We start from the raw sequence: 22,144 nt of genomic DNA on the forward strand, positions 1-22,144 counted from the left end.
GTGGGCTTTCTCCCGGTTGCGACGGTTCCGACAGTGCGGTCTCGGCCGCGAGCCTAGCCGCCCGTACGGTGTCCGGGGCGCAGCCGCCCTCGCAGTCCGCGGGTACGGGCGTCCTCCGACGATGCCCCGGGGAGCCTTCCGGGTCCGGCAGCGCCTCGCCCGCGCTTCGCCCGCGTGCCGGCCTGCGCGTCAGCCCAAGTGTCAGTCCGCGCGTCAGCCCAAGTGCCGGCCTGCGCGTCAGCCCGCGTCGTCGAGGGCGTCGGCGAGATCCAGCCCGTCGAGTCCCGGTACGGCGGACGCTCCGGTCGGGCCCGGCCGTGTGGTCTTGCCCGTTGCCCGCCCGTTGCCCTGTCTGCCCGGTACCCCGCCGGGGCGGGGCGACTCCTCGTTGACCTGCACCCAGACCGTGACCTCGCCGGATGCGTCGTCGCGTACGCCCCACTTCTCGGCGAGCGCGCTGATGATGTTGAGCCCCCGGCCGCCGCGAGCGGATACCGATGGAGTGGCCGGAACCGGCCGGGTCGGGCCGCCTCCGTCCGTCACCTCGACGGTCAGCCCGCCCGTTCTGTCGACGCGCCAGGCGGCGCGCACGTCGCCGTCTCCCACGTCGCTGTGTCGGCCCAGTGGCCTGCCGTGCCGGCAGGCGTTGCTGAGCAGTTCGGAAAGGATCAATACAGCATCGTCGACGACCGAATCCGACACTCCGTGGCTGCGCAACTGCTCACGCATCCGGTGTCGTGCCTGACCCACGCCCGCAGGGCCATGGGGTACGGCCATGCTCGACGACGTGGGCACTTCTTGTGCCACCACCAACGCCACCCCCGAGACCTCCTTTGCCCCACGCCACGGAGTGGATGCCCCCCTGGGCTGGGCCGGAAACCGGCCAGTGGTCTGCCAGTGACGCACTCGTAACGATCGAGTACCGCTCGAATGCGCCGGTGCACTCCCTGTCACTGATACGAAGAACGTCTCAGTTGTTCCAGTACCTGCCTCGGACGATTCGTGATGATTGCCTCAACTCCGAGCCGGACGCAGAGGTCGACGTCCTCCGGTTCGTTGACCGTCCAGACGTGGGCCCGGTGCCCCGCGCGGTGCAGGCGTTCGATGTAGCCGGGGTGGCTGCGCACGATCCGCATCCCCGGTCCGGCGATCCGGGCACCGGCCGGCAGCCGCCCGTCGCGCAGTCGCGGGGAGACGAACTGCATCAGATATACGGTGGGCAGATCCGGTGAGGCGTCCTGAATGCGGTGCAGGGAACGGGCCGAGAAGCTCATGATGCGGACCGGTGAGGGGCCGTCGGCCGGCGGCACGTCGAGCTCGAAGCGCTTCAGCAGGTGCAGCAGCCGCTCCTCGACCTGGCCCGCCCAGCGGGTCGGGTGCTTGGTCTCGATGGCCAGCTGGAGAGGGCGTCCCGCGGCTCTTGTCTCGACGAGCAGTTCGAGCAGCCGTTCCAGGGTGAGTACGGAGGCGAGCTCGCCCGGTACCGGGTCCCAGTCCGGGGACTCCGATTCCTCGCGGTCCTTCCACGAGCCGAAGTCGAGGGCGGCGAGCGCGGAGAGCTCCAGGGCGGAGACCGCGCCGCGGCCGTTGGACGTGCGGTTCACCCGGCGGTCGTGTACGCATACGAGATGGCCGTCGGCGGTGAGCCGTACATCGCACTCCAGGGCGTCGGCGCCGTCCTCGATCGCCTTCCGGTACGCGGCCAGGGTGTGCTCGGGGGCGTCGTCGGACGCGCCGCGGTGCGCGATGACCTGGATGGGATGCTGCATGGTGTGCTGCTGCCGTGCTTGGGTCACCGCGTCATGGTGTCACCGGCGGGCCCGCAGGTGCGAAAACCGTGCGACGCGGGACCGTTTTGCCCGATGTAAAGGCCGGTGCGCGGATGCACAGGTCCTGCTTACAGTGGTCTGACGTGCTGTGGGAAAAGCTGACCACAGACACGTACACGTACGCAGCGGATCTCTTGCCGAATCATGATGTGGAACCGAGGAGTATAGAGCTGTGAGCACAGAGAACGAGGGCAACGAGGGCACTGCGGCCGAGGCCGCCTCGTCCGTTCCGTCCGCACCTCCAGTGCCGGCCGATGCTCCCCAGGGGCCCCCTGGAAGCACGCCCCCGGCCCCGCCGCAGCCGGACGCGACGGCCGTGCAGCCCCAGGTCTCCCCGGCGTACGACCCGGCGACCACGCCCATGGCCCAGGTTCCGGCGGCGCCGCAGCCCCAGTCGCCTCCTCCCGCACCGCAGTCGGCGGCGGATGCCGGCTGGCCCCCGCCCCCGCCGGCCGTTCCGGCCTACGCCCACGGCGCGCAGGGCGGCGGCCCCGTGTGGGGCCCGCCCGGTCAACTGCAGGCACCCGGCGCCCCCCGTAAGAGGGGCGCGGGCGGTCTGGTGGCCGCGGTGGTCGTGGCGGCGCTCGTGGCGGGCGGAATCGGTGGGGCCCTCGGCTACTGGGCCGCGGACAGCAACGACAGCTCCAACTCCTCCGGTTCGACCACGATCACGGCGTCGGCCAACCCGCAGGACCTCAAGCGCGACCCGGGCACGGTCGCGGGCGTGGCGGCCAAGGCGCTGCCCAGTGTGGTCACCATCGACGCGCAGGGCGGCGACGGCGAGGGCGGCACCGGCACCGGCTTCGTATACGACAAGGAGGGCCACATCCTCACGAACAACCACGTGGTGGCCTCCGCGGCGGAGAACGGTCAGCTCACGGTGACGTTCTCGAACGGCAAGAAGTACGGCGCCGAGGTGATCGGCCGGGCCGAGGGCTACGACGTCGCGGTCCTGAAGCTGAAGAACCCGCCGCAAGGACTCACCCCGCTCGAGCTGGGTAACTCGGACCAGGTGGCGGTCGGCGACTCGACGATCGCCATCGGAGCCCCGTTCGGCCTGTCCAACACGGTCACCACGGGCATCATCAGCGCGAAGAACCGCCCGGTCGCCTCCGGTGACGGCTCCGGCGGCAGCAACTCGTACATGAGCGCCCTGCAGACCGACGCCTCGATCAACCCGGGCAACTCCGGCGGCCCGCTGCTGAGCGCCGGCGGCGCGGTCATCGGGATCAACTCGGCGATCCAGTCGACCGGCAGCACCGGTCAGAGCCAGGCGGGCTCCATCGGCCTCGGCTTCGCGATCCCGATCAACCAGGCGAAGAACGTCGCCCAGCAGCTGATCAAGACGGGCCGGCCGGTCTACCCCGTCATCGGCGCCACGGTGACGATGGACGAGAAGACCGGCGGCGCGGTCATCTCGGACCAGGGCACGGGCGGCACGGACGCCGTCCCGAAGGACAGCCCGGCGGGCAGGGCCGGTCTCAAGCCGGGGGACATCATCACGAAGTTCAACGACACCGTGGTCGACAGCGGCCCGACCCTGATCGGCGAGATCTGGACCCACAAGCCGGGCGACAAGGTCACGCTGACCTACAAGCGCGGCGGCAAGACGTCGACCGCCGAAGTCACCCTGGGGGAGCGCAAGGGCGACAGCTGACCGGCTAGGCTGTCCTCGCGTCGAAAGCGGTCGTTGACCGCCGATGCGGGGTGGGTTGCCCGAGCGGCCTAAGGGAACGGTCTTGAAAACCGTCGTGGCAGCGATGTCACCGTGGGTTCAAATCCCACACCCACCGCAGGTGAACGGCCCCTGACCAGGTAAATCGGTCAGGGGCCGTTCTGCTATCCGGTGCCTGTCGGTGACCGCTGTTCCCCGTGGTTTCCCGCCATGTCGGGCATGGTTGGGGCACGGCGCCGTGGGCTCCTGCTTCGGGGTGATCGATGGTGCCGCAACTGGTCCAGACAACAAAGAAGCCCCCGGCCGCTGGCCTGGGGCTCTTTCGTGGAGCGGGTGACGAGACTCGAACTCGCGCTCTGAGCTTGGGGATCACTGATCGCTTGAGCGCCAAGGCGTGCGTTGAAGCCACGCTCGACCACTTGGCGGGCCGGCAGATTTCACCCTTCAACCGGAGCTTTCGGCGCTCCGTTGCTGCAAAGCGTCCCGTATCAGCCAACCATTGCAATGGAAACCATAGTAAAACGGTCGCTTTGCTTTAAGTTATAACCGCATCCGTCCACCTATGCCATGATGCCGGTCATGAGCGTGCAGGATGACAGGCGTGAAAGTCAGATGGTCGACCGCTTCAACCTTGAGGTCCCCGAAGACCGTAAAAGGTCGGATATTGATGCTTCGCTGACCATTGACGGCCAAATCGTAAACTTTGAGCTCAAGTCTGCGACCAGTAAGGGCGTCTCAACCGTTCGCGATTTGGGCCCTGGGCACTTCGCTAAATGGAAGACGATCCACTGGCTTTTCGGTGTCTATGATAGGCGAGGCGAACGCCTGCTTTATAGCCACTATGCCTCTCCTGAGGATATGGTCGAATGGATCTCGGGGAAAGAGGCGTACATTCGACCTGACATCTCTCTGGCTCACCATGCTGCGATGGGAGTATCGGTGGATTCGGTTATCGACATCCTCGGAGAGAAGGAGTTCTATACGCGAGAGGAGGCGAAGTGGATTATGAAAAACCAATGGTCAAGGGCTCAGTACGATGACGAAGCAGACTTGATTTCGGGAAACGAACTTGGCTACTCCTTGTATCGCATGGTGGAGATTATGCAAGAGCGCTGCCGGTACGTTATGGCCAGAGGGGCTACGCTCAATAACCCTCATATTCCGATGGGATACATCGACAAGCTTCCCAAGATTACATCGGAGCCAGCTATGAATCTGCGTCTGCTAGTGCGCGACTACCTGGACAGGACGTCCATGACGGAGGACGCAACAGCGTAGGCGAGCGGCGGCGGAACCGCGTTTCCAATCTGACCAAGAGTCATATAGGTGGCGCCCACGAATGGCCAGTCCTCCGGGAAGCCTTGAATCAAGGCAACGTCCGGGACGGACAGACGAAAATGCCCGTTCTTTGCGACAAACGCTCGGGCGGAAGCGCGGTCTGCCGCTACCCCGTTCGGCCAAATCTCCAAGCTTTCAAACCTGCGCTGCGCTGCCACACTATTGAGGATTGAAGTTGTGTGTCGTGGCCCGGTCAGGCTACTTCTGATAGTGGGAGAGAGGTCGTCGAAGCCGATATCTGGCAGGCCGAGCGCCTCGCGGAGCCCCATGCACCGGGCTCCACCGGTAATCGCCGCGTCACCCCACTGGTGAGTGGGTTCTGGTGCTTGCCATTGGTTAGCCATTTTCTTGGTTCGGAACCCGACAAAGAAAACGCGGCGCCGAACTTGAGGAACGCCGAAATCGCTGGCTTGGAGGATTACTTTTTGGATGTGGTAACTGCCTGCGAGCGGACTCATGATGTGTTCAGTGACGTATTCAGAGAATTTTGGGCTTGCAAGGGCCGGAACATTCTCACCTACAAATGCGGCTGGCCTGGTCTCTTTTACGGCCCGCACGAATTGGGGCCACATGTCACGTTCGTCCAGGTGTCCTTGCTGGCGCCCAGCATTTGAAAATGGTTGGCAAGGCGGGCCCCCGTGCAACAGGTCAACCCTTCCGCGCCATTGTTTAAAATCAACTCCTCGGACATCTCCATCTTGCCCGCTGAAAACGGCCCATTGATCGCGCGCCTTGCGCAGTGTGTCACCAGCCTCGGGCATCAGTTCGAATGAGGCGGTGTGGGAAAAGCCAGCCCGTTCAACCCCGAGGTCCAACCCTCCTCCGCCACTGAAAAGTGAAAGGGCGGTCCTGCCGCCACCGTCACGCTGAGGCATCAGATCCAGTGGGTGAAATTTCGGCGAGTTAATCTCGTGTAGCGGATCCGGACCTTCGCCAGCCAGAGCGGATCGTCGAGCTTCCCGCGAATCGCGCGACATCTTCCTGAATTTCTCACGCTGCGCTTCTGTAAGGTCGCGCGGCTGGTGAAAGGGAGAGGTCGTTTTGATTCTGCTCGGCACAGCTAGCTCCGCCGCCCCTCCTGGTGAGTCGGTGGGGCGGAATAGCTCTTGCGGCTGAACTGGATCTACGGGCATGCGTGAATCCTACGAGAAGTGAGGGCTTTTGTCAGCTGCCTGGTGATCCATGATGCCTGACCTGGGCTTATGTGGTGTGGCGGGCGGTGGCGGCTCGGTCGTCGACCACCACAATCCACCACTCACCCCAGCTCCCATCCCGTCCGCCTTCGACCCACACTCCGTGGAGCGGTCGTGGTTCAGGGCGTCAAGGTGGAGCGCGCTACTGTACGAACGACCTTGACGCCCTGGGCCGCGACTGCTCGGCTCTGCCTGGGTCGAAGGTGGTCGGGATGGGAGCCCACAACGCTCACCACGAATCCGCCGGCACCCGCGAACGGCGCCCCTCCCATCCCGGAGTCTGAGCGCCCCCGCCGGAGGCATGATTTGAAGCCGCGGGTTTGGTTCTCGTCTCATGCCCTCGGGCCTACACAGCGGGCGCGCGTCGGCGGCGGCAGCGCCGAGCGGGCCGCAAGCAGGAGCGCGGGCGCAGCCAGAGCCGGGAAGCGCGCCCGGCGGAGCGGAGCGCAGCCGGGTGCCTCGATGAGGTAGAGAAAACCGTCGTGGCAGCGATGTCACCGTGGGTTCAAATCCCACACCCACCGCAGGTGAACGGCCCCCGACCGAGGGAATCGGTCGGGGGCCGTTCGCGTGTTCGTGCACCGGAGCCCCCGGCGTCACCTCGGGGGTTCGCAGTGGGGTGAGGTGAGGCGGGCCGCGGAGGCGATGGTTGCGCGGGCCTCGTGTTCGGGGAGGCCGGTGCGGATGGCGGCTTCGGTGAGGGCGTTCGCGAGGTTGTCGCCGAAGCCGTGTTCGTAGGCGCGGCAGGCGGCCCAGAAGAGCCGGGTGTTGCGCTGCCCCTCGGTCGCTGCGAGGACGAACCGGATCAGGCCCCGGCCCCGGTCGTCGGGGTGGCTGTGGTGGCGACGCGTCGGTGCCCGGGGTCTCAGCAACTGGAGGAGGGCGCGGGGGCAAGGGGCCGGCGGGAGGGTGCCGGTGCCGGGTACGAGCCGGTAGGTGCCGTGGGTGGTGGCCGAGCCGGGGCCGACCAGGTAGCCGCCGGTGCCGCGGATGTCGATGCCGGGGGCGAGGCGGCCTGCGGAGTTCGGTACGGCCACTCCGGGTGGGCCGGACAGCCAGATGTGGCGGCCGCCGCTGGGGGTGAGCACCGTGACGGTCGGCGGGATGGTGAACAGATGGTGCAGCGCCAGCTGTTGGAGGGCTGCAACCGAGTCGTACCGGCCGGTGGCGTCGATGTCCAGGTCGATACCGATGAGGTGGTGCGGGGCCCGGCCGCAGGCGATGCCGTATCCGGTGGCCCATGGGGCGGCGGCGAAGAGGGTGCGTACGGCGGCGGGGTCGGTGGTGGCGTCGTGAACGCCGTGTCCGGGCAGCCCGCAGGCACCGCGGCAACTGCTTGGCCGGTCCTCGTCGCGGTGCGGGGAGCGCAGGGCGGGGAGCTTGGTGGCGGACAACGGGAGCACGGGGAGCCCGTGTTCGGCTGCGGACAACGCGTGGGCCAGGGCCAGGGTGGAGGCTCGCCGATCGGGGATGGCCATGCATCTATGTTCGTACGAATGTTCGAATATGGGAAGGGGGCGAGGGTTGCGGGCGAAGGTTCGAGATGTTGCGGCGGAACGCTTCTTCTCCTGCGGGGCAAGGGCTGCGCGTGGGCGTCTGGCTGACCTGGGAGTTTGTGATGCATAGGGGTTTATCTTCTTTTCCTCATGCTTGCGAGGGAATCGAAGAGCATGGGTGGTTCGCCCGGATGGCGGTGGGCAACCTTGATCTCGCGACGTCGTGACCGTCACCCGGGCGGTCGGCCAACCGGCCCGGACCAGTCCTGCTTTCGGTTCCTGGAGGAATAGACATGGCAAGCATCCGTACCGCTCGTGCCCTCGCCGTTGTTGCCGCTCTGCCCCTCGCCGCCGCCCTCTTCGGCGGCGTGGCCCAGGCCGACAACGGTTCGTTCGCGAACGACGGATCGAACGCGGGTGTTGCCGCGATCAGCGGTAGTGGCGTCGGCCGGGACAACTTCGGAAATTCGTCCACCTCGCTGCAGCAGGCCGTGGGGGACGGGGCGTCGAATCACAGCAACTCCGCCCAGGTGAACGGCTCCGCATTCACCGCCATTGACCAGTCCAGCCGCAACCTCGAGGTGAACTTCACCAATCTCTGGTGATCCGGTGCCTGCCGCGGGCCGGGCGGGGGGCCGGGCCGCGGTTGGGGGAACGACGGCCTGCGTGACGTCACTTCGGTGGCGGCGCGCAGGCCGTTCGGCGTTCTCGGGGGACGAAAAGGGGCAAAGGGGTCTGGGGATGGAGGGGGCGGGAAGGGGTGAAAGGGGAAGGGTGGGCAGGGGCGGCTGTCGCGTGCCTTGACAGTTGCGTGGAATCTGACGGACAGTCAGAAATCCGGATCCGAAGGCCCTTTCCCGGGAGACAGCCGTGCACCTGGCCCCTACGGAGCGCCAACTACAGCTGCGCGCCGAACTCCGCGCCTACTTCCGCGCTGTGATGCCGGAGCCCGGCGAACGATCCGTCCCGGAGGCCGAGAGGCCGGCCGAACAGCGGCGGCTGCTGCGCCGCATCGGCGCGGACGGGATGCTGGGACTCGGCTGGCCCGTGGAGTACGGCGGGCAGGGCCGCGGTGCGGACGAACAGTTCGTGTTCTTCGACGAGGCCTACCGGGCGGGCGCCCCGGTCTCGATGGTCACCCTCAACACCGTGGGCCCCACCCTGATGAAGTACGGGACCGAGGCGCAGAAGGAGTACTTCCTGCCGCGGATCCTGGCCGGCGAGATCGTCTTCGCCATCGGCTACAGCGAGCCGGAGGCCGGTACCGACCTTGCCGCGCTGCGCACCAGGGCCGTACGGCAGGGCGACTCGTGGGTCATCGACGGGCAGAAGATCTTCACCAGCAACGCGCAGAACGCGGACTGGATCTGGCTCGCCTGCCGTACCGATCCGGACGCGCCCAAGCACCGGGGCATCTCGATCATCCTGGTACCGACGGACGCGCCGGGATTCTCCTGGACGCCCATCGAGACCGTGGGCGGGCTGACCACGACCGCCACGTATTACGACGACGTACGGGTGCCCGCCACCGGGCTGGTCGGCGCGGAGAACGGCGGCTGGGGACTGATCACCAACCAGCTGAACCACGAACGGGTGGCACTGGCCGCGATCGGGATGCAGGCCGAGGACTTCTACGACGCGGCGCTTACCTTCGCCCGCACACCCGATCCGGTCACCGGGCGGCGCCCGGTTGACGAGCCGTGGATCCGGTCCAGGCTGGCCGAGGCCTATGCCCGCCTGGCGGCGACGCGCCTGCTCAACTGGCGTTTGGTGGGCGACGTAGGGGCCGGTGCGCTGGCCCCCGGGGATGCGAGCGGCGTGAAATTCGTGGGAACCGAAAGCGCCGTAGAGGTGTATCGGATGTGCCAGGAAATCACGGGCGACGCCGGACTGATCCGGGGCGGTTCGCCCGGCTCCTTCGGGGACGGGGAGTTGGAGCGGATGAACAGGGCGGCGCAGATCAACACCTTCGGGGGCGGGGTGAGCGAGGTGCAGCGGGAGATCGTCGCGACGATGCGGCTCGGGATGAAGAGGGGGAAACGGTGATGGGCGGGCAGGGCGTGCGGGACGAACTGTACGAGCGGCTCAGGGCGTACGAGGGGCGGTCGGCCGCCGTCGCCGGTATCGGCAAGGACCTGGTCAACGAGCCCATGATCCGCCACTGGTGCGAGGCCATGGGGGATGCGAACCCGGCGTACGCCGGTCCCGGTGCCGTTGCCCCTCCGACCATGTTGCAGGCGTGGACGATGGGCGGTCTGTCGGGGCACACGGACCGGGGCGAGGCCTACGACGAGCTGTTCGGCCTGCTCGACGGGGCCGGGTACGCCTCGGTGGTCGCGACCGACTGCGAGCAGGAGTACCTGCGGCCACTGCGGCCCGGCGACCGGATCACCTTCGACGCGGTGATCGAGGCGGTGTCGGAGCGGAAGACGACGAAGCTGGGGACGGGCTACTTCATCACCACACGCATGGACGTCCGCGCGCAGGACGAGCCGGCGGGGACGCACCGCTTCCGGATCCTCAAGTTCCGTCCGGCGGCGGCGAGTCCGGCAGGCGCGGGAGCGGGAGCGAGCGCTGGCGCGCTCGCGAGGACGGGCACGGGGAACGTGGTGAGGGTGGGGGCGAGGGCAGACGGGCGGGAGACACGGGGCAAGGAGGCGCTGGGCAGGGAGGCACAGCGCATCGGTTCCGAGCTGCCCGGGGAGCAGCGGGGTCGCCGGATCCTGCGGCCCAGGCCGGTGATCAACCGGGACAACGCCGGATTCTGGAAGGGCATCGCCGCCCACCAGTTACTGATCCAGCGCTGTGGGGCATGCGGCACCCTGCGCTTCCCCTGGCTGCCCGGCTGCAATGCCTGCGGGTCGCCCGAGTGGGAGACGGCCGAGGCCTCGGGCGAGGGCACCGTGTTCTCGTACGTTGTGATGCATCACCCGCCCTTTCCCGCGTTCAGCGAGTCCGACGAGGCCGGGCCGTACGCGGTGGCGCTGATAGAGCTCGCCGAGGGCGTCCGGATGGTCAGCAACGTGATCGGGGTGCCGTACGACAAGGTGCGGGTGGGAATGCCGGTGCGGCTGGAATTCCTGCGTACGGACTCCGAGTTGGAACTGCCGGTCTTCCGGGGGAGTGAGGGCTGACATGGATTTCACACCCACTGAGGAGCAGGCCGCCGCGCAGGGGCTCGCTGGCCGGATCTTCGGGGATCTGTCGACGCACGTCCGTCTGGTCGCGGCCGGTACCGGCACGGACGCCGAGCTCTGGAAGGAACTCTGCGCGGCCGGACTGCCCGGAGCGGTCGAGGAGATCGGACTCCTGGGGCTGGTGCTCCTCCTGGAGGAACAGGGCAGGACGACCGCGCAGGTGCCCTTCGCGTCGAGCTGTGCGTACGGGCTCCTCGCCGTCGCCGAACACGGTACGGACGAACAGCGCGAGCGGCTGCTGCCACAGTTCCGGGACGGTACGGCGGTGGCGACGGGCGCCTTCCCGGCGGGCGGCACCGTACAGGCGGATGCGGAGGCGGGATTGAGCGGCACGGTGCCGATGGTGCCGTGGCTGAGGGAGGCAACCCATGTCCTTGTCGCCGCTGCGGACCGGTCGTTGTGGATCGTGCGGACCGGGGGCGCCGGGGTACTGACCCAGCCGGTGGAAACCACGGCCCCGTGGTCGGCGGGACGGCTCGTGCTCTCCGGAGCACCTGCCGAACGGCTCGGTGAGGCACCTGGTGAGCAGCTTGGCGGGGCACCTGGTGAGCCGCTGGGTGGGGCGCAGGCGTACGAGAAGGTGCTGGCAATGGCCCGGACGGCGTTCGCGGGCCTGCAGGCGGGGGTGTGCGCCGGTTCGTTGGCCCGCGCTGTGGAACACACCAACACACGTGAGCAGTTCGGGCGCCCGCTCTCGACCAACCAGGGGGTGCTGCTGCGCGCCGCCGACGCCCATATGGACACCGAGGCGATACGCGTCACGGCGTACGAGGCCGCGTGGCTTCACGACCGGGCGCTGCCCTGCGCGGCGCAGGCGCTGACCGCCGCGTGGTGGGCGTCCGAGGCGGGGAAGCGGGTCGTGCACGCGGCGCAGCACCTGCACGGAGGTACGGGCGCCGACCTCGACCACCCCGTGCACCGGCACTTCCTCTGGGGACGTCAGCTCGACGCCTATCTCGGCTGCGGCAGTGAAGTGCTTCAGGAACTCGGTGGTCTGCTGGTGAAGGAGGGGTCGCGGTGAAGGTCGGCGAGGAACTGGCACCGCTGGAGATCGCGGTGACCCGCACCCTGATCGTGGCGGGCGCCGTCGCCTCCCGCGATTACCAGGACGTGCACCATGACGCGGAGCTGGCACGGGAGAAGGGCTCCCCGGACATCTTCATGAACATCCTGACGACCAATGGGCTGGTCGGACGCTACGTCACCGACCACTTCGGGTCATCGGCGGTGCTCAGAAAGGTCTCCATCAGGTTGGGTGTTCCGAACTACCCCGGAGACACGATGGTGTTGAGCGGCAAGGTGACCGCACTCGGCAACGACGGTTCGGTCGAGGTTTCGGTCGTCGGCGCCAACCGGCTGGGCAGACATGTCACCGGCACGGTGACCATCAGCGTTCCGGAGGGATCCGCATGAGCGTGCGCAGGGCCGATTCGCTCGGCGGACGGGCGGCCGTGGCCGGGATCGGGGCGACCGAGTTCTCCAAGAGCTCCGGACGCAGCGAACTCAAGCTGGCCGTCGAGGCCGTGCACGCGGCGCTCGACGACGCGGGGCTGAGCCCCGCCGATGTCGACGGACTGGTCACGTTCACCATGGACACCAGCCCCGAGATCACCGTCGCCCAGGCGGCCGGCATCGGTGAGCTGTCGTTCTTCTCCCGCATCCACTACGGCGGCGGGGCGGCCTGCGCCACCGTCCAGCAGGCGGCCCTCGCCGTCGCCTGCGGGGTGGCCGACGTGGTCGTCTGCTACCGCGCGTTCAACGAGAGGTCGGGGCGGCGTTTCGGCTCCGGGGTGCAGCAGCGGGAGCCCACGGCCGAGGGCGCGGCGCTCGGCTGGAACCTGCCCTTCGGGCTGCTCACCCCCGCCTCCTGGGTGGCCATGGCGGCCCAGCGGTATCTGCACACCTATGGGCTGACGCCGGAGGCCTTCGGCCATGTCGCGGTCACCGACCGGCGACACGCCGCGCGCAACCCGGCGGCGTACTTCTACGAGAAGCCGATCACCCTTGCCGAACATGCCGCGTCCCGCTGGATCGTCGAGCCGCTGCGGCTGCTCGACTGCTGTCAGGAGACCGACGGCGGACAGGCGATCGTCGTCACCAGTGCGGAACGGGCCAGGGACCTGCGGCAGCCGCCCGCGGTGATCGTCGCCGCGGCTCAGGGGGCCGGGCGGGCGCAGGAGCAGATGACCAGCTTCTACCGTGACGGGCTGACCGGCCTGCCGGAGATGGATGTCGTCGCCCGCCAGCTCTGGCGGAGCTCCGGCCTCTCCCCCGCCGATATCGACGTGGCGATCCTGTACGACCACTTCACCCCGTTCGTGCTGATGCAGCTGGAGGAGTTCGGTTTCTGCGGACCGGGTGAGGCCGCCGACTTCGTGGCAGCCGACACCTTGCCGTTGAACACCCATGGTGGCCAGCTGGGGGAGGCATACCTGCACGGGATGAACGGCATCGCGGAGGCGGTCCGGCAGATCCGGGGCACTTCGGTGAACCAGATACCCGGGGCGGCCCGGTCCCTGGTCACGGCCGGTACGGGGGTGCCCACCTCGGGCCTTGTCCTGGGCCGGGCGGAGTGAGCGGGGCGGCCGGTCCACGGGGCGCGGGCGCCGGGGCGACCCTGAGCCCGGTGGTACGGCCCCTCCACCTACAGGAGGTGGATGGGGGGCCGGTCCTACACCCTGAGGCGGACCCGGTTTCGGGACCTGGGGGCGATCCCCGGGGCGGCGCCCGCTCCTAGCGTGGAGGCATGACCACGCCAGTCTGCACGGACACCTCCAGGGGAGCCGCTGTCACCGCCGGACGCGCGCCGCACACTCCGCATGCGCCGCTCGCCGGGCACCAGCCGCAGGTAACGACGAGCCCGCGCGCACCGCTCGCGTCGGTCGGGCAGGTCGGGCCGTACGCGGTGCCGCGCACACCGTCCACCGTGCGCACACCGGTCGCCGCGCGTACACCGTACGGCGCACGCGCTCCGTACGTCCCGTACCCGTCGTTCACGTCGTTCGTGAAGGCCCGTGGGCCGGTGCTGTTGCGTGCGGCCCGCTCGCTCACCGCGAATCCCAGCGATGCCGAGGACCTGCTGCAGACCGCCCTCACCAAGACCTATGTCGCCTGGGAGCGGATCGAGGACCACCGGGCTCTCGACGGCTACGTCCGCCGGGCTCTGCTGAACACCCGGACCTCGCAGTGGCGCAAGCGCAAGGTCGACGAGTTCGCCTGCGACGAGCTGCCCGAGCAGGAGACGGTTCCCGGGCCGGACCCCGCGGAGCAGCAGTCGCTGCACGACGCCATGTGGCGGGCCGTGCTGAAACTCCCCGACCGCCAGCGGGCGATGGTCGTCCTGCGCTACTACGAGGACCTCAGCGAGGCACAGACGGCCGAGGTGCTCGGGGTGTCCATCGGTACGGTCAAGAGCGCCGTGTCCCGGGCGCTCGGCAAGCTGCGCCAGGACCCGGAGCTGACACCGGTCAGATGAGGCACCAGACCGGTCATGGACGTGTACGTGGACATGAGCATGGTCCGGTCATGGGCATGGTCATGCCCATGGGGGAGGGCGGAGTTCGGCCATGGCGCACGGGTGGTGTGATTTTGCTGGTCGGCACTGATTCGTACGTCCTGGAGTAGTGACATACCGCTCGGTATGTGCGCAGAATCAGCGGAACCTTACTGCCGCGTAGCGCCCACCGGGAGGACGCCGTGCTCAGCACCATGCAGGACGTACCGCTGACTGTCACCCGCATCCTGCGCCATGGGATGACCATCCACGGGAAGTCGCAGGTCACGACCTGGACCGGAGAGCCCGAGCCGCAGCGGCGCAGTTTCGCCGAGATCGGCCGGCGGGCCACCCAGCTCGCCCACGCCCTGCGGGACGAGCTCGGTATCGACGGGGACCAGCGGGTGGCCACGCTGATGTGGAACAACGCCGAGCACGTGGAGGCCTACCTCGCCATCCCGTCCATGGGCGCCGTGCTCCACACGCTCAACCTCCGGCTCCCCGCCGAGCAGCTGGTCTGGATCGTCAAGCACGCCGACGACAGGGTTCTCATCGTCAATGGCTCCGTGCTCCCGCTCCTCGCACCGCTCCTCCCCCAGCTGACGTCGCTGGAGCACGTGGTCGTCTCGGGACCCGGCGACCGTTCCGTCCTCGACGGCGCGGTGCCTCGGGTGCACGACTACGAGGAGCTGATCGCCGGCCGGGCCACCAGCTACGACTGGCCCGAGCTGGACGAACGTCAGGCCGCCGCCATGTGCTACACCTCCGGCACCACCGGGGAGCCCAAGGGCGTCGTCTACTCCCACCGTTCGATCTACCTGCACTCCATGCAGGTCAACATGTCCGAGTCGATGGGCCTGACCGACAAGGACACCACCCTGGTGGTCGTCCCCCAGTTTCATGTCAACGCCTGGGGTCTGCCGCACGCGACGTTCATGTCCGGCGTCAACATGCTGATGCCGGACCGCTTCCTGCAGCCCGCCCCGCTCGCCGACATGATCGAGCGGGAGAGGCCGAGCCACGCCGCCGCCGTCCCCACCATCTGGCAGGGGCTGCTGGCCGAGGTCACCGCCAATCCGCGCGACCTCACCTCCATGGCGCACGTCACCATCGGCGGCGCCGCCTGCCCGCCGTCCCTCATGGAGGCGTACGACAAGCTCGGCGTCCGCCTCTGTCACGCCTGGGGCATGACGGAGACCTCGCCGCTCGGCACCATGGCCAACCCGCCCGCCGGACTGACCGAGGAGCAGGAGTGGCCCTACCGCATCACCCAGGGCCGTTTCCCGGCCGGCGTCGAGGCACGGCTGGTCGGACCCAGTGGCGAGCACCTTCCGTGGGACGGGAAGTCGGCCGGTGAGCTGGAGGTGCGCGGCTCCTGGATCGCCGGTGCGTACTACGGCGGTGCGGACGGCCAGGTGCTGCGTCCCGAGGACAAGTTCAGCGAGGACGGCTGGCTGAAGACCGGCGACGTCGGGGTGATCAGCGACGACGGCTTCCTCACGCTCACCGACCGTGCCAAGGACGTCATCAAGTCCGGCGGGGAGTGGATTTCGAGTGTTGAACTCGAGAACGTGTTGATGGGGCACCCGGATGTGGCCGAGGCGGCGGTCGTGGCCGTCCCGGACGACAGGTGGGGCGAGCGTCCGCTGGCGACAGTGGTTCTCAAGGACGGCTTGAGCCCCGACTACCAGGCGCTGAAGGCATTTCTCGCGGAGCAGGGCATCGCCAAGTGGCAGCTGCCGGAGCGCTGGTCGGTCATCGCGTCCGTACCGAAGACCAGCGTCGGGAAGTTCGACAAGAAGGTGATCCGCAAGCAGTACGCGGAGGGCGAGCTGGACATCACCCAGCTCTGAGGCGCCAGCCGCCAGCCGACAGCCGGCGGCGGCCGGGGACAGGACAGGACGAGGGCGGTACGGGATCTCTCCCGTACCGCCCTCGTCGTGATCGTCCAGTCCAGTCCGGTTCAGTCCGGTTCGGTGCCGTTCGGTCTGGTTCGTTCAGTTCGTGCCGATCTTCGCGAGCAGGTCGACGATGCGTGACTGCACCTCGTCGCTCGTCGAACGTTCCGCGAGGAAGAGCACGGTCTCGCCCGAACTCAGCTTCGGCAGGTCCGCCTGGGTCATGTCGGCCGAGGTGTAGACGACCAGCGGGGTGCGGTTCAGCTGGCCGTTGGCGCGCAGCCAGTCGACGATTCCGGCCCGGCGGCGGCGTACCTGCATCAGGTCCATCACCACCAGGTTCGGCCGCATCCGGGTCGCGAGCGAGACCGCCTCGCTGTCGGTCGTGGCGCAGGCGACCTGCATGCCGCGACGCTCCAGCGTCTGCGTCAGCGCATACGCGATGTCCTCGTGCTCCTCGATCAGGAGGACCCGGGGCGGGTGCTGTTCGCTGTCGCGCGGGGCGAGTGCCTTCAGGAGTACGGCAGGGTCGGCGCCGTACGCCGCGTCGCGCGACGCCTGCCCCAGACCGGCCGTCACCAGTACCGGTACCTCGGCCGCCACCGCCGCCTGGCGCAGCGACTGAAGCGCCTTACGGGTGATGGGACCGGTCAGCGGGTCCACGAAGAGCGCGGCGGGGAACGCCGCGATCTGCGCGTCGACCTCCTCGCGCGAGTGCACGATCACCGGCCGGTAGCCGCGGTCGCTCAGCGCCTGCTGGGTGGAGACGTCGGGCGCCGGCCAGACGAGCAGCCGACGCGGGTTGTCCAGCGGCTCCGGCGGCAGCTCGTCGTCCACGGGCTGCGGGGAGGGGCGGTTGGCGACCTCGACCGCGCCACCGGGGCCGTCCAGCGGCTCCGGTCCCTCGGCGGCACCTTCGTCGGGTGCCCCGATGGCGTACGCGCGTCCTTCGGCCGCCGGAGCGGACAGCAGCTGCCCCGAGCCCGAGCCCTGCACCGGGCCGCCTGTACCGCCGGGGCCGTTGCCGGGGCCGTGGGCGCCGGTGCCGGACCCGGGCTGCGGGCTCGTCGGCACAGGCGCTGCGGCGGCGGGCGTCGGCAGAGCGGTCGGGTCGGTCTGGTCGGTCGGCTCACTCTCGGGCGGTGCGGCGAGCTTGCGGCGCCGGCCGGCGCCGCCGCCGAGTGTCTGGTTCTGCTGGTGCGCGATGTGCTGGGCGAACGGCACACCCTGCCCGAGCGTCCGCACGCTGAACGCGCGCCCCTGCGTCGAGTCCGAAGACCCCTCGGGCGTGGGCACCTCGGCGGGGAGTGGCTGCTTCCTCGCGCCCGGTCCGGGCACGAGGGTCCGCGGACGGGTCTCGTCGGGACCGGGAACGGGACCAGGACCAGGGAGGCCTACGGGGCCGTCGGGTCCCACAGAGCCAGGGGTGGCAGGGGTGCCAGGGGTGCTGCTGGGGTCATCGGCACGGCTGGAGCCGCGGGCGTTGCTGGTCAGGGCGGTGCCGGTGGTGTGCGTGGTGTGGCCTGCGCCGGGCCACTCCGCGTCGGCCTCGGGCGGCTCCCCGGCAGAACCGGTCGCCGTGGTCGGAGCCGCGGTCGGAGCCGCAGTCGGACTCTGGCCCTGCCTCTGGCCCGGACCCTGAGCCGGGGCGCCGTCCGGTGCCCAGCCGTTGTCCTGCTCCCAGCCACCGTTCGGCTCCCAGGGACCGGGCTGCGCGGGCGGTGTCGGCAGCCCGGACGGGGCAGCCTGCGCGGGCAGGGCGGAGGGAGCCGCGTCCGCGTGCCGGGCCCGGCGCCGCCCGGTCGGGAGCGGGTGGGCCTGCGGCGGGGTGTGGTCGTCGTCCGGCGCACCGGACACGGCGTCATGACGCCCCGGCAGCGAGGCGTCGGCCTCAGCGGCGGGCGGCATCTGAGCAGCGTCGGGCGGCAGCCGGTCGGCGGCGGCGGGCGGCAGGGCGAAGGGGACCCGGGGGCCCGTCGGTTCAGCCTGAGCGGCCCGGTCCTGTGCCGCGGAGAGCGTGCGCCGGGCCCGTCGCCCGGTCGGCTGCTGCCGCGCAGATGAGGGCGCGGATTCCGGAGCGGGCGCCGCCGAACCGGTCTCCTGAGCCGACTCCTGCGTCCGAGCGGCGTCGTCGAGCTCGGCGAAGGCCGCGGGATCCATGGTGTTCATGGGCTCCATGGCGCTCGCGGGCGGCACGGCGCTCGCGAGCGGTGCGACGTTTGCGGACGGCATGGCGTTCGCGGGCGACGCGGCGGCGGGAAGGGCAAGCCGGCTCTGCCCGCCCTGATGTGCCCGGTGTCCGGCGGCCGGGACCGGTGTCGGCGCATCGGCCGGAACGCCCGCGGGCGGCACGGTCTGCCCGCGCTGCGGACGGCCTCCGCCCCCCTGAGCACCCTCGGCCGCCGTCACCACGGACCCCTCGGACGGGGCGGCGGCAGCGGGCAGCGCCAAGGCGTGCCCCGGTCCGTGCCGGCCGTCGGCGGCCTGAGCGCCGGTCTCCGCCGGGCTGGGCCGACCGCGCCTGCGCCCTGAGCCCTGCCGGGCCGGAATCGGTTCGTGCGGGTTCGGCCCGTCGTGCTCAACGGCAGCCGCGGCCGCGGACGGGTCCACTGACTCGGCAACGGTTTCGGCCGCAGGCTGCCTCCGGGCCCGCCGCCGCCCGGTCGGTTCGGCCGCCCCGGTGTCCCCGGTGGCCGCCCCGGGTGCGCCCGCACCCTCGGAACCGCCCACCGGGCTCTCCAGGAAGGCATCCGTGGAGGACCTGCGCGCCCGGCGCCGCCCCCCGCCGCCCTCATGACCGCCCGCGACCCCGGGAGCCACCTCAGCCTGAGGCACCTGAGAGTCCTGAGGAACCTGAAAATCCTGAGGCACGTCAAGAGACATCGAAGCCCCAGGAGCAGGAGGAACCTCCGTAGCCATCGGAGTCCCCAGAACGTCCGGAACCCCGGGAACCTCAGGATTCTCAAGCCCCCCCGGCACCCCTGGCACGCCGGACAGCCCCGGAACCTCCGGCGGCATCGGAGGCATCACAAGCCCCGAGCCCGCGCCCAGCGGTACTTCGAGCACATACGCGCTGCCGCTCATGCCGGGCATCTCGTGTGTCTGGAGCACGCCGCCGTGCGCCCGCACGATCCCGCGCACGATCGGCTCGTGCACCGGGTCTCCCCCGGCGAACGGTCCGCGCACCTCGATCCGTACGACCTCGCCGCGCTGTGCCGCGGCGACGACGACCGTCGAGTCGACGTAGCCACCGCCCGGCATCAGCCGGGCCTTGCCGGTCGAGTCGACCCCGGCGACGTCCGCGACCAGGTGCGCGAGCGCGGTCACCAGTCGCCCCGCGTCGACCTCGGCCTCGATCGGCGGCGCGTGCACCGCGAACTGGGCGCGGCCGGGACCGATCAGCTCGACCGCCGCGTCGATACCGGCCGTCACCACCCCGTCGAGCAGCACGTTCGTCTTGACGAGCGCCTCGGAGCCGCCGTCCAGACGCTGGTAGCTCAGTACGTTGTCGACGAGCGTCGTCATCCGTGCGTAGCCCGCGGCCAGGTGGTGCAGGATCTGGTTGGCCTCGGGCCACAGCTGGCCCGCGGGGTCGGCGGCGAGCGTGGAGAGTTCGCCGCGCAGCTCCTCGAGCGGTCCGCGCAGCGACTCGCCGAGCACGGCGGTCAGCTGGCTGTGCCGGGCGGACAGGTCCGCCAGCCGCCCGGCCTGTTCCGCCATCCGTTCGGCCTGCTCCTCCAGCGCGGAGGCGTGCCGCTCGGTCCGGTCGGCCAGCTCGGCGGCGTGGAGTTCCGTCAGCCTGGTGATCTCGGCGGTGTGCTCTGCGGTCAGTTCGGTCACCGCGGCGGTGTGGCTCGCGGTCAGCTCGGTGACCTCGGCCGAGTGCTGTTCGCCGAGTTCCTCGTACGGCCTGCGGTCGGTGAACGTCATCACCGCGCCGACCAGTTGGTCGCCGTCCCGGACGGGCGCCGTGGTCAGGTCGACCGGCACCTGCGCGCCGCTCTTGGACCACAGGACCTGCCCGCGCACCCGGTGCTTGCGCCCCGACTTGAGGGTGTCGGCCAGCGGCGATCCCTCGTACGGGAACGGCTCGCCCTCGGCCCGCGAGTGCAGGATCAGCGGGTGCAGCTCCTTGCCGCCCAGATCGGTGGCGCGGAAGCCGAGGATCTGCGCGGCGGCGGGGTTGACCAGGACGACCCGGCCGTCCGTGTCCGTACCGACGACACCCTCGGACGCGGCCCGCAGGATCATTTCGGTCTGGCGCTGGGAGCGGGCCAGCTCGGCCTCGGTGTCGACGGTGCCCGACAGATCGCGCACGACGAGCATCAGCAGCTCGTCACCCGTATAAGTGCCGTTGTAGCCGGCCTGGACGTCGTTGTACGCGGCCTGCCCGTCCTCCAGGCTGGCGCTCGTCACCTCGACGGGGTACTCGTTGCCGTCGGTCCGCCGCGCGGTCATCCGCGTGGGCTTGGTCCGGCCTCGCTCGTCCGCAGCTTCCGGCCTTCGCATCGACCCCGGGATCAGCTTGGAGTCGAACTCCGGCAGCAGATCGAGCAGTCCGCGACCGACGAGCGCGGTGCCCGGCGTCTCGAACATTTCGAGGGCGATGGTGTTGGCGTTGACGACGGTGCCGTTGCAGTTGACGAGCAGAAGCCCGTCCGGCAGGGCGTCGAGTATGGCTGCGAGGCGAGCAGCGCCTCGGGATGGCCTGCTGCTCACGACGACGCTTCCTCCCTGATTACTGCATCTTGCCGACAGCGGCCCCATCTTGCCCCTCGGGCCTCAGGCTGTCACTGGAGGAGTCTAAAGGCAGGGGAGGGGCAAGAGGCGGCGGATGAGGGGGAGCTCTCACCAAGGTTCTGTGCATACGGTGTACGACTCTGGCCCATTACGCGCCCCGCGCGCCTCCCCCTGACGTGTGCAGCCGCTGCTCAGCGGACGTTCGGGAGCACCGGACGCAGGCTGTTCCAGCGCCCGATCTCGCACCCGTTGGTCCGGTCGAACGTGGCATCGATGCTTCGCCCCCGCCAGCTACCGGTGACCCGGGCGGTGGCCGGCCCGCCGAACTGCTGCGTGCACATCGCGTCCCGGGGCACCGGGGTGAACGGGTCCGCACCCTCGCCGGGCAGCTGCGCCAGCCGGTCGCAGGCCTGCCGCGCCACCGGATGGCTGCCGCCCGCCGGCTCGCACTCCAGCTCGTAGCTGCCGTCCGCCGCCGGGTTCCCCGACCCCGAGACGACCACGGTCAGATGCGTCCGGCCGTCGTCGCCCTGGAGTACGGGGAGCGGCAGCAACTGCAGCGGCAGCGGCAGTGGGCCGGCCGAGGCCGTTGCGGCGGGGGCGGCGGCGGACAGCGCGGCGAGGGACACGACGGCGGTGAGGGCGAGGCGACGCAGCATGCGAGCTCCTGTGGTCGTGCACGTCGGCGGCAGGGCCGACGACGGAGGGGAACGGCAGGGGCGGCGCCCCCGCATGACTAACGCTCCGCACGCCACGGCGTTGCGCAACCGCAGCGCTTTGCTCTCGCGGCCAACGGCCTAGTAACGTAGGCAGCGATTGGTGACGCAGCACGCAGCTGTGTCATCATCTGCACGCACCACTCGCGCTCGCGCGGGGTGTGCTGGAGGCGTCGCCTAGTCCGGTCTATGGCGCCGCACTGCTAATGCGGTTTGGGTCTTAAAGCCCATCGAGGGTTCAAATCCCTCCGCCTCCGCTTGATCACCGAAGCCCCGTGCCACTGGCCGGGGCTTCGGTCGTTCCCCAACCGGAAACGGGGCGGAACGGGTCGGAACCGGCCTGGGGTCGGACGCGGCCAAACCGGCGTTTCCACAGCTCAGCGGCGGTACGGCTAATGGATTTCGCGTGACGGCGCAGGTCATGTAATGTTGTTCTCGCAACGCAGACGGGGCAGAAAAGCCCGGGACGCCAAGCACTCGTAGCTTAACGGATAGAGCATCTGACTACGGATCAGAAGGTTGCAGGTTCGAATCCTGCCGAGTGCACAGCAGGCCAGAGGCCCTCAGGA

At 69.6% G+C, this 22,144-nt stretch carries 16 protein-coding genes and 3 tRNA genes; 13 read left to right on the plus strand and 6 right to left on the minus strand.

Annotated features, from left to right (window positions below):
• Positions 1-237 precede the first annotated feature (237 nt).
• The gene (locus FHX80_RS14585; protein ID WP_244318263.1) at positions 238-819 is read right to left on the minus strand and encodes an ATP-binding protein; all 582 of its coding nucleotides are present in this window, start codon (positions 817-819) and stop codon (positions 238-240) included.
• A 131-nt stretch (positions 820-950) separates the two neighbouring features.
• Complete coding sequence (locus tag FHX80_RS14590; RefSeq protein WP_145767297.1) at positions 951-1,769, minus strand: glycerophosphodiester phosphodiesterase family protein; 819 nt, start codon at positions 1,767-1,769, stop codon at positions 951-953.
• A gap of 232 nt (positions 1,770-2,001) precedes the next feature.
• Here FHX80_RS14590 and FHX80_RS14595 point away from each other — a divergent pair, with 232 nt between their 5' ends.
• From FHX80_RS14595 to FHX80_RS14605, 3 genes are all read left to right on the plus strand, one after another.
• Positions 2,002-3,486 (plus strand): S1C family serine protease, encoded by a 1,485-nt coding sequence (locus tag FHX80_RS14595; protein ID WP_145764596.1) that lies wholly within the window; start codon positions 2,002-2,004, stop codon positions 3,484-3,486.
• Between the two features lie 49 nt (positions 3,487-3,535).
• Positions 3,536-3,622 (plus strand) — tRNA-Ser (locus tag FHX80_RS14600).
• A 461-nt stretch (positions 3,623-4,083) separates the two neighbouring features.
• The gene (locus FHX80_RS14605) at positions 4,084-4,782 is read left to right on the plus strand and encodes a hypothetical protein (RefSeq protein ID WP_145764597.1); all 699 of its coding nucleotides are present in this window, start codon (positions 4,084-4,086) and stop codon (positions 4,780-4,782) included.
• On the opposite strand, the gene FHX80_RS14610 is transcribed toward FHX80_RS14605, so the two are convergent.
• On the minus strand, positions 4,740-5,900 hold the full coding sequence (locus FHX80_RS14610) for a DNA cytosine methyltransferase (protein ID WP_244318264.1): 1,161 nt from the start codon (positions 5,898-5,900) through the stop codon (positions 4,740-4,742). The genes FHX80_RS14605 and FHX80_RS14610 overlap by 43 nt on opposite strands.
• A 731-nt stretch (positions 5,901-6,631) precedes the next feature.
• Positions 6,632-7,513 carry a bifunctional DNA primase/polymerase gene (locus FHX80_RS14615; protein WP_145764599.1) on the minus strand — a complete coding sequence of 294 codons (882 nt, stop codon included), beginning with the start codon at positions 7,511-7,513 and terminating at the stop codon, positions 6,632-6,634.
• Positions 7,514-7,824: 311 nt separating this feature from the next.
• On the opposite strand from FHX80_RS14615, the gene FHX80_RS14620 reads away from it, so the two are divergent.
• From FHX80_RS14620 to FHX80_RS14660, 8 genes are all read left to right on the plus strand, one after another.
• Positions 7,825-8,136, plus strand: a complete 312-nt coding sequence (locus tag FHX80_RS14620) for a hypothetical protein (protein WP_145764600.1) — start codon at positions 7,825-7,827, stop codon at positions 8,134-8,136.
• A 265-nt stretch (positions 8,137-8,401) separates the two neighbouring features.
• Complete coding sequence (locus FHX80_RS14625; protein ID WP_145764601.1) at positions 8,402-9,577, plus strand: acyl-CoA dehydrogenase family protein; 1,176 nt, start codon at positions 8,402-8,404, stop codon at positions 9,575-9,577.
• A complete protein-coding gene (locus tag FHX80_RS14630; RefSeq protein ID WP_145764602.1) occupies positions 9,577-10,665 on the plus strand; it encodes a bifunctional MaoC family dehydratase N-terminal/OB-fold nucleic acid binding domain-containing protein in 1,089 nt (362 codons plus the stop codon). Before FHX80_RS14625 ends, FHX80_RS14630 begins: the two co-directional genes overlap by 1 nt.
• A 1-nt stretch (position 10,666) precedes the next feature.
• Entirely contained in the window at positions 10,667-11,749 is a 1,083-nt protein-coding gene (locus FHX80_RS14635) for an acyl-CoA dehydrogenase family protein (RefSeq protein ID WP_145764603.1), read from the plus strand.
• Positions 11,746-12,141, plus strand: coding sequence for a MaoC family dehydratase (locus FHX80_RS14640; RefSeq protein WP_145764604.1), 396 nt, complete (start codon positions 11,746-11,748; stop codon positions 12,139-12,141). The genes FHX80_RS14635 and FHX80_RS14640 overlap by 4 nt, the downstream gene beginning before the upstream one ends.
• Positions 12,138-13,304: a lipid-transfer protein gene (locus FHX80_RS14645; RefSeq protein WP_145764605.1), complete on the plus strand. Its 1,167-nt coding sequence runs from the start codon at positions 12,138-12,140 to the stop codon at positions 13,302-13,304. The genes FHX80_RS14640 and FHX80_RS14645 overlap by 4 nt, the downstream gene beginning before the upstream one ends.
• Before the next feature lie 350 nt (positions 13,305-13,654).
• Complete coding sequence (locus FHX80_RS14655; protein ID WP_145767298.1) at positions 13,655-14,203, plus strand: SigE family RNA polymerase sigma factor; 549 nt, start codon at positions 13,655-13,657, stop codon at positions 14,201-14,203.
• A 221-nt stretch (positions 14,204-14,424) separates the two neighbouring features.
• The gene (locus tag FHX80_RS14660) at positions 14,425-16,074 is read left to right on the plus strand and encodes a long-chain fatty acid--CoA ligase (protein ID WP_145764606.1); all 1,650 of its coding nucleotides are present in this window, start codon (positions 14,425-14,427) and stop codon (positions 16,072-16,074) included.
• 144 nt (positions 16,075-16,218) lie between these two features.
• Here FHX80_RS14660 and FHX80_RS14665 read toward each other — a convergent pair whose 3' ends face one another.
• Both FHX80_RS14665 and FHX80_RS14670 read right to left on the minus strand, forming a co-directional pair.
• Positions 16,219-20,838 carry a PAS domain-containing protein gene (locus tag FHX80_RS14665; protein ID WP_145764607.1) on the minus strand — a complete coding sequence of 1,540 codons (4,620 nt, stop codon included), beginning with the start codon at positions 20,836-20,838 and terminating at the stop codon, positions 16,219-16,221.
• A 212-nt stretch (positions 20,839-21,050) separates the two neighbouring features.
• Entirely contained in the window at positions 21,051-21,518 is a 468-nt protein-coding gene (locus FHX80_RS14670; RefSeq protein ID WP_145764608.1) for an SSI family serine proteinase inhibitor, read from the minus strand.
• Positions 21,519-21,741: 223 nt separating this feature from the next.
• Between FHX80_RS14670 and FHX80_RS14675 the strand changes: the two genes are divergently transcribed.
• A tRNA-Ser gene (locus tag FHX80_RS14675) sits at positions 21,742-21,832 on the plus strand.
• A gap of 216 nt (positions 21,833-22,048) precedes the next feature.
• Positions 22,049-22,121: transfer RNA gene (locus FHX80_RS14680), tRNA-Arg, on the plus strand.
• The last annotated feature ends 23 nt before the right edge of the window (positions 22,122-22,144 follow it).

This window comes from Streptomyces brevispora, assembly GCF_007829885.1.
Classification (GTDB): domain Bacteria; phylum Actinomycetota; class Actinomycetes; order Streptomycetales; family Streptomycetaceae; genus Streptomyces; species Streptomyces brevispora.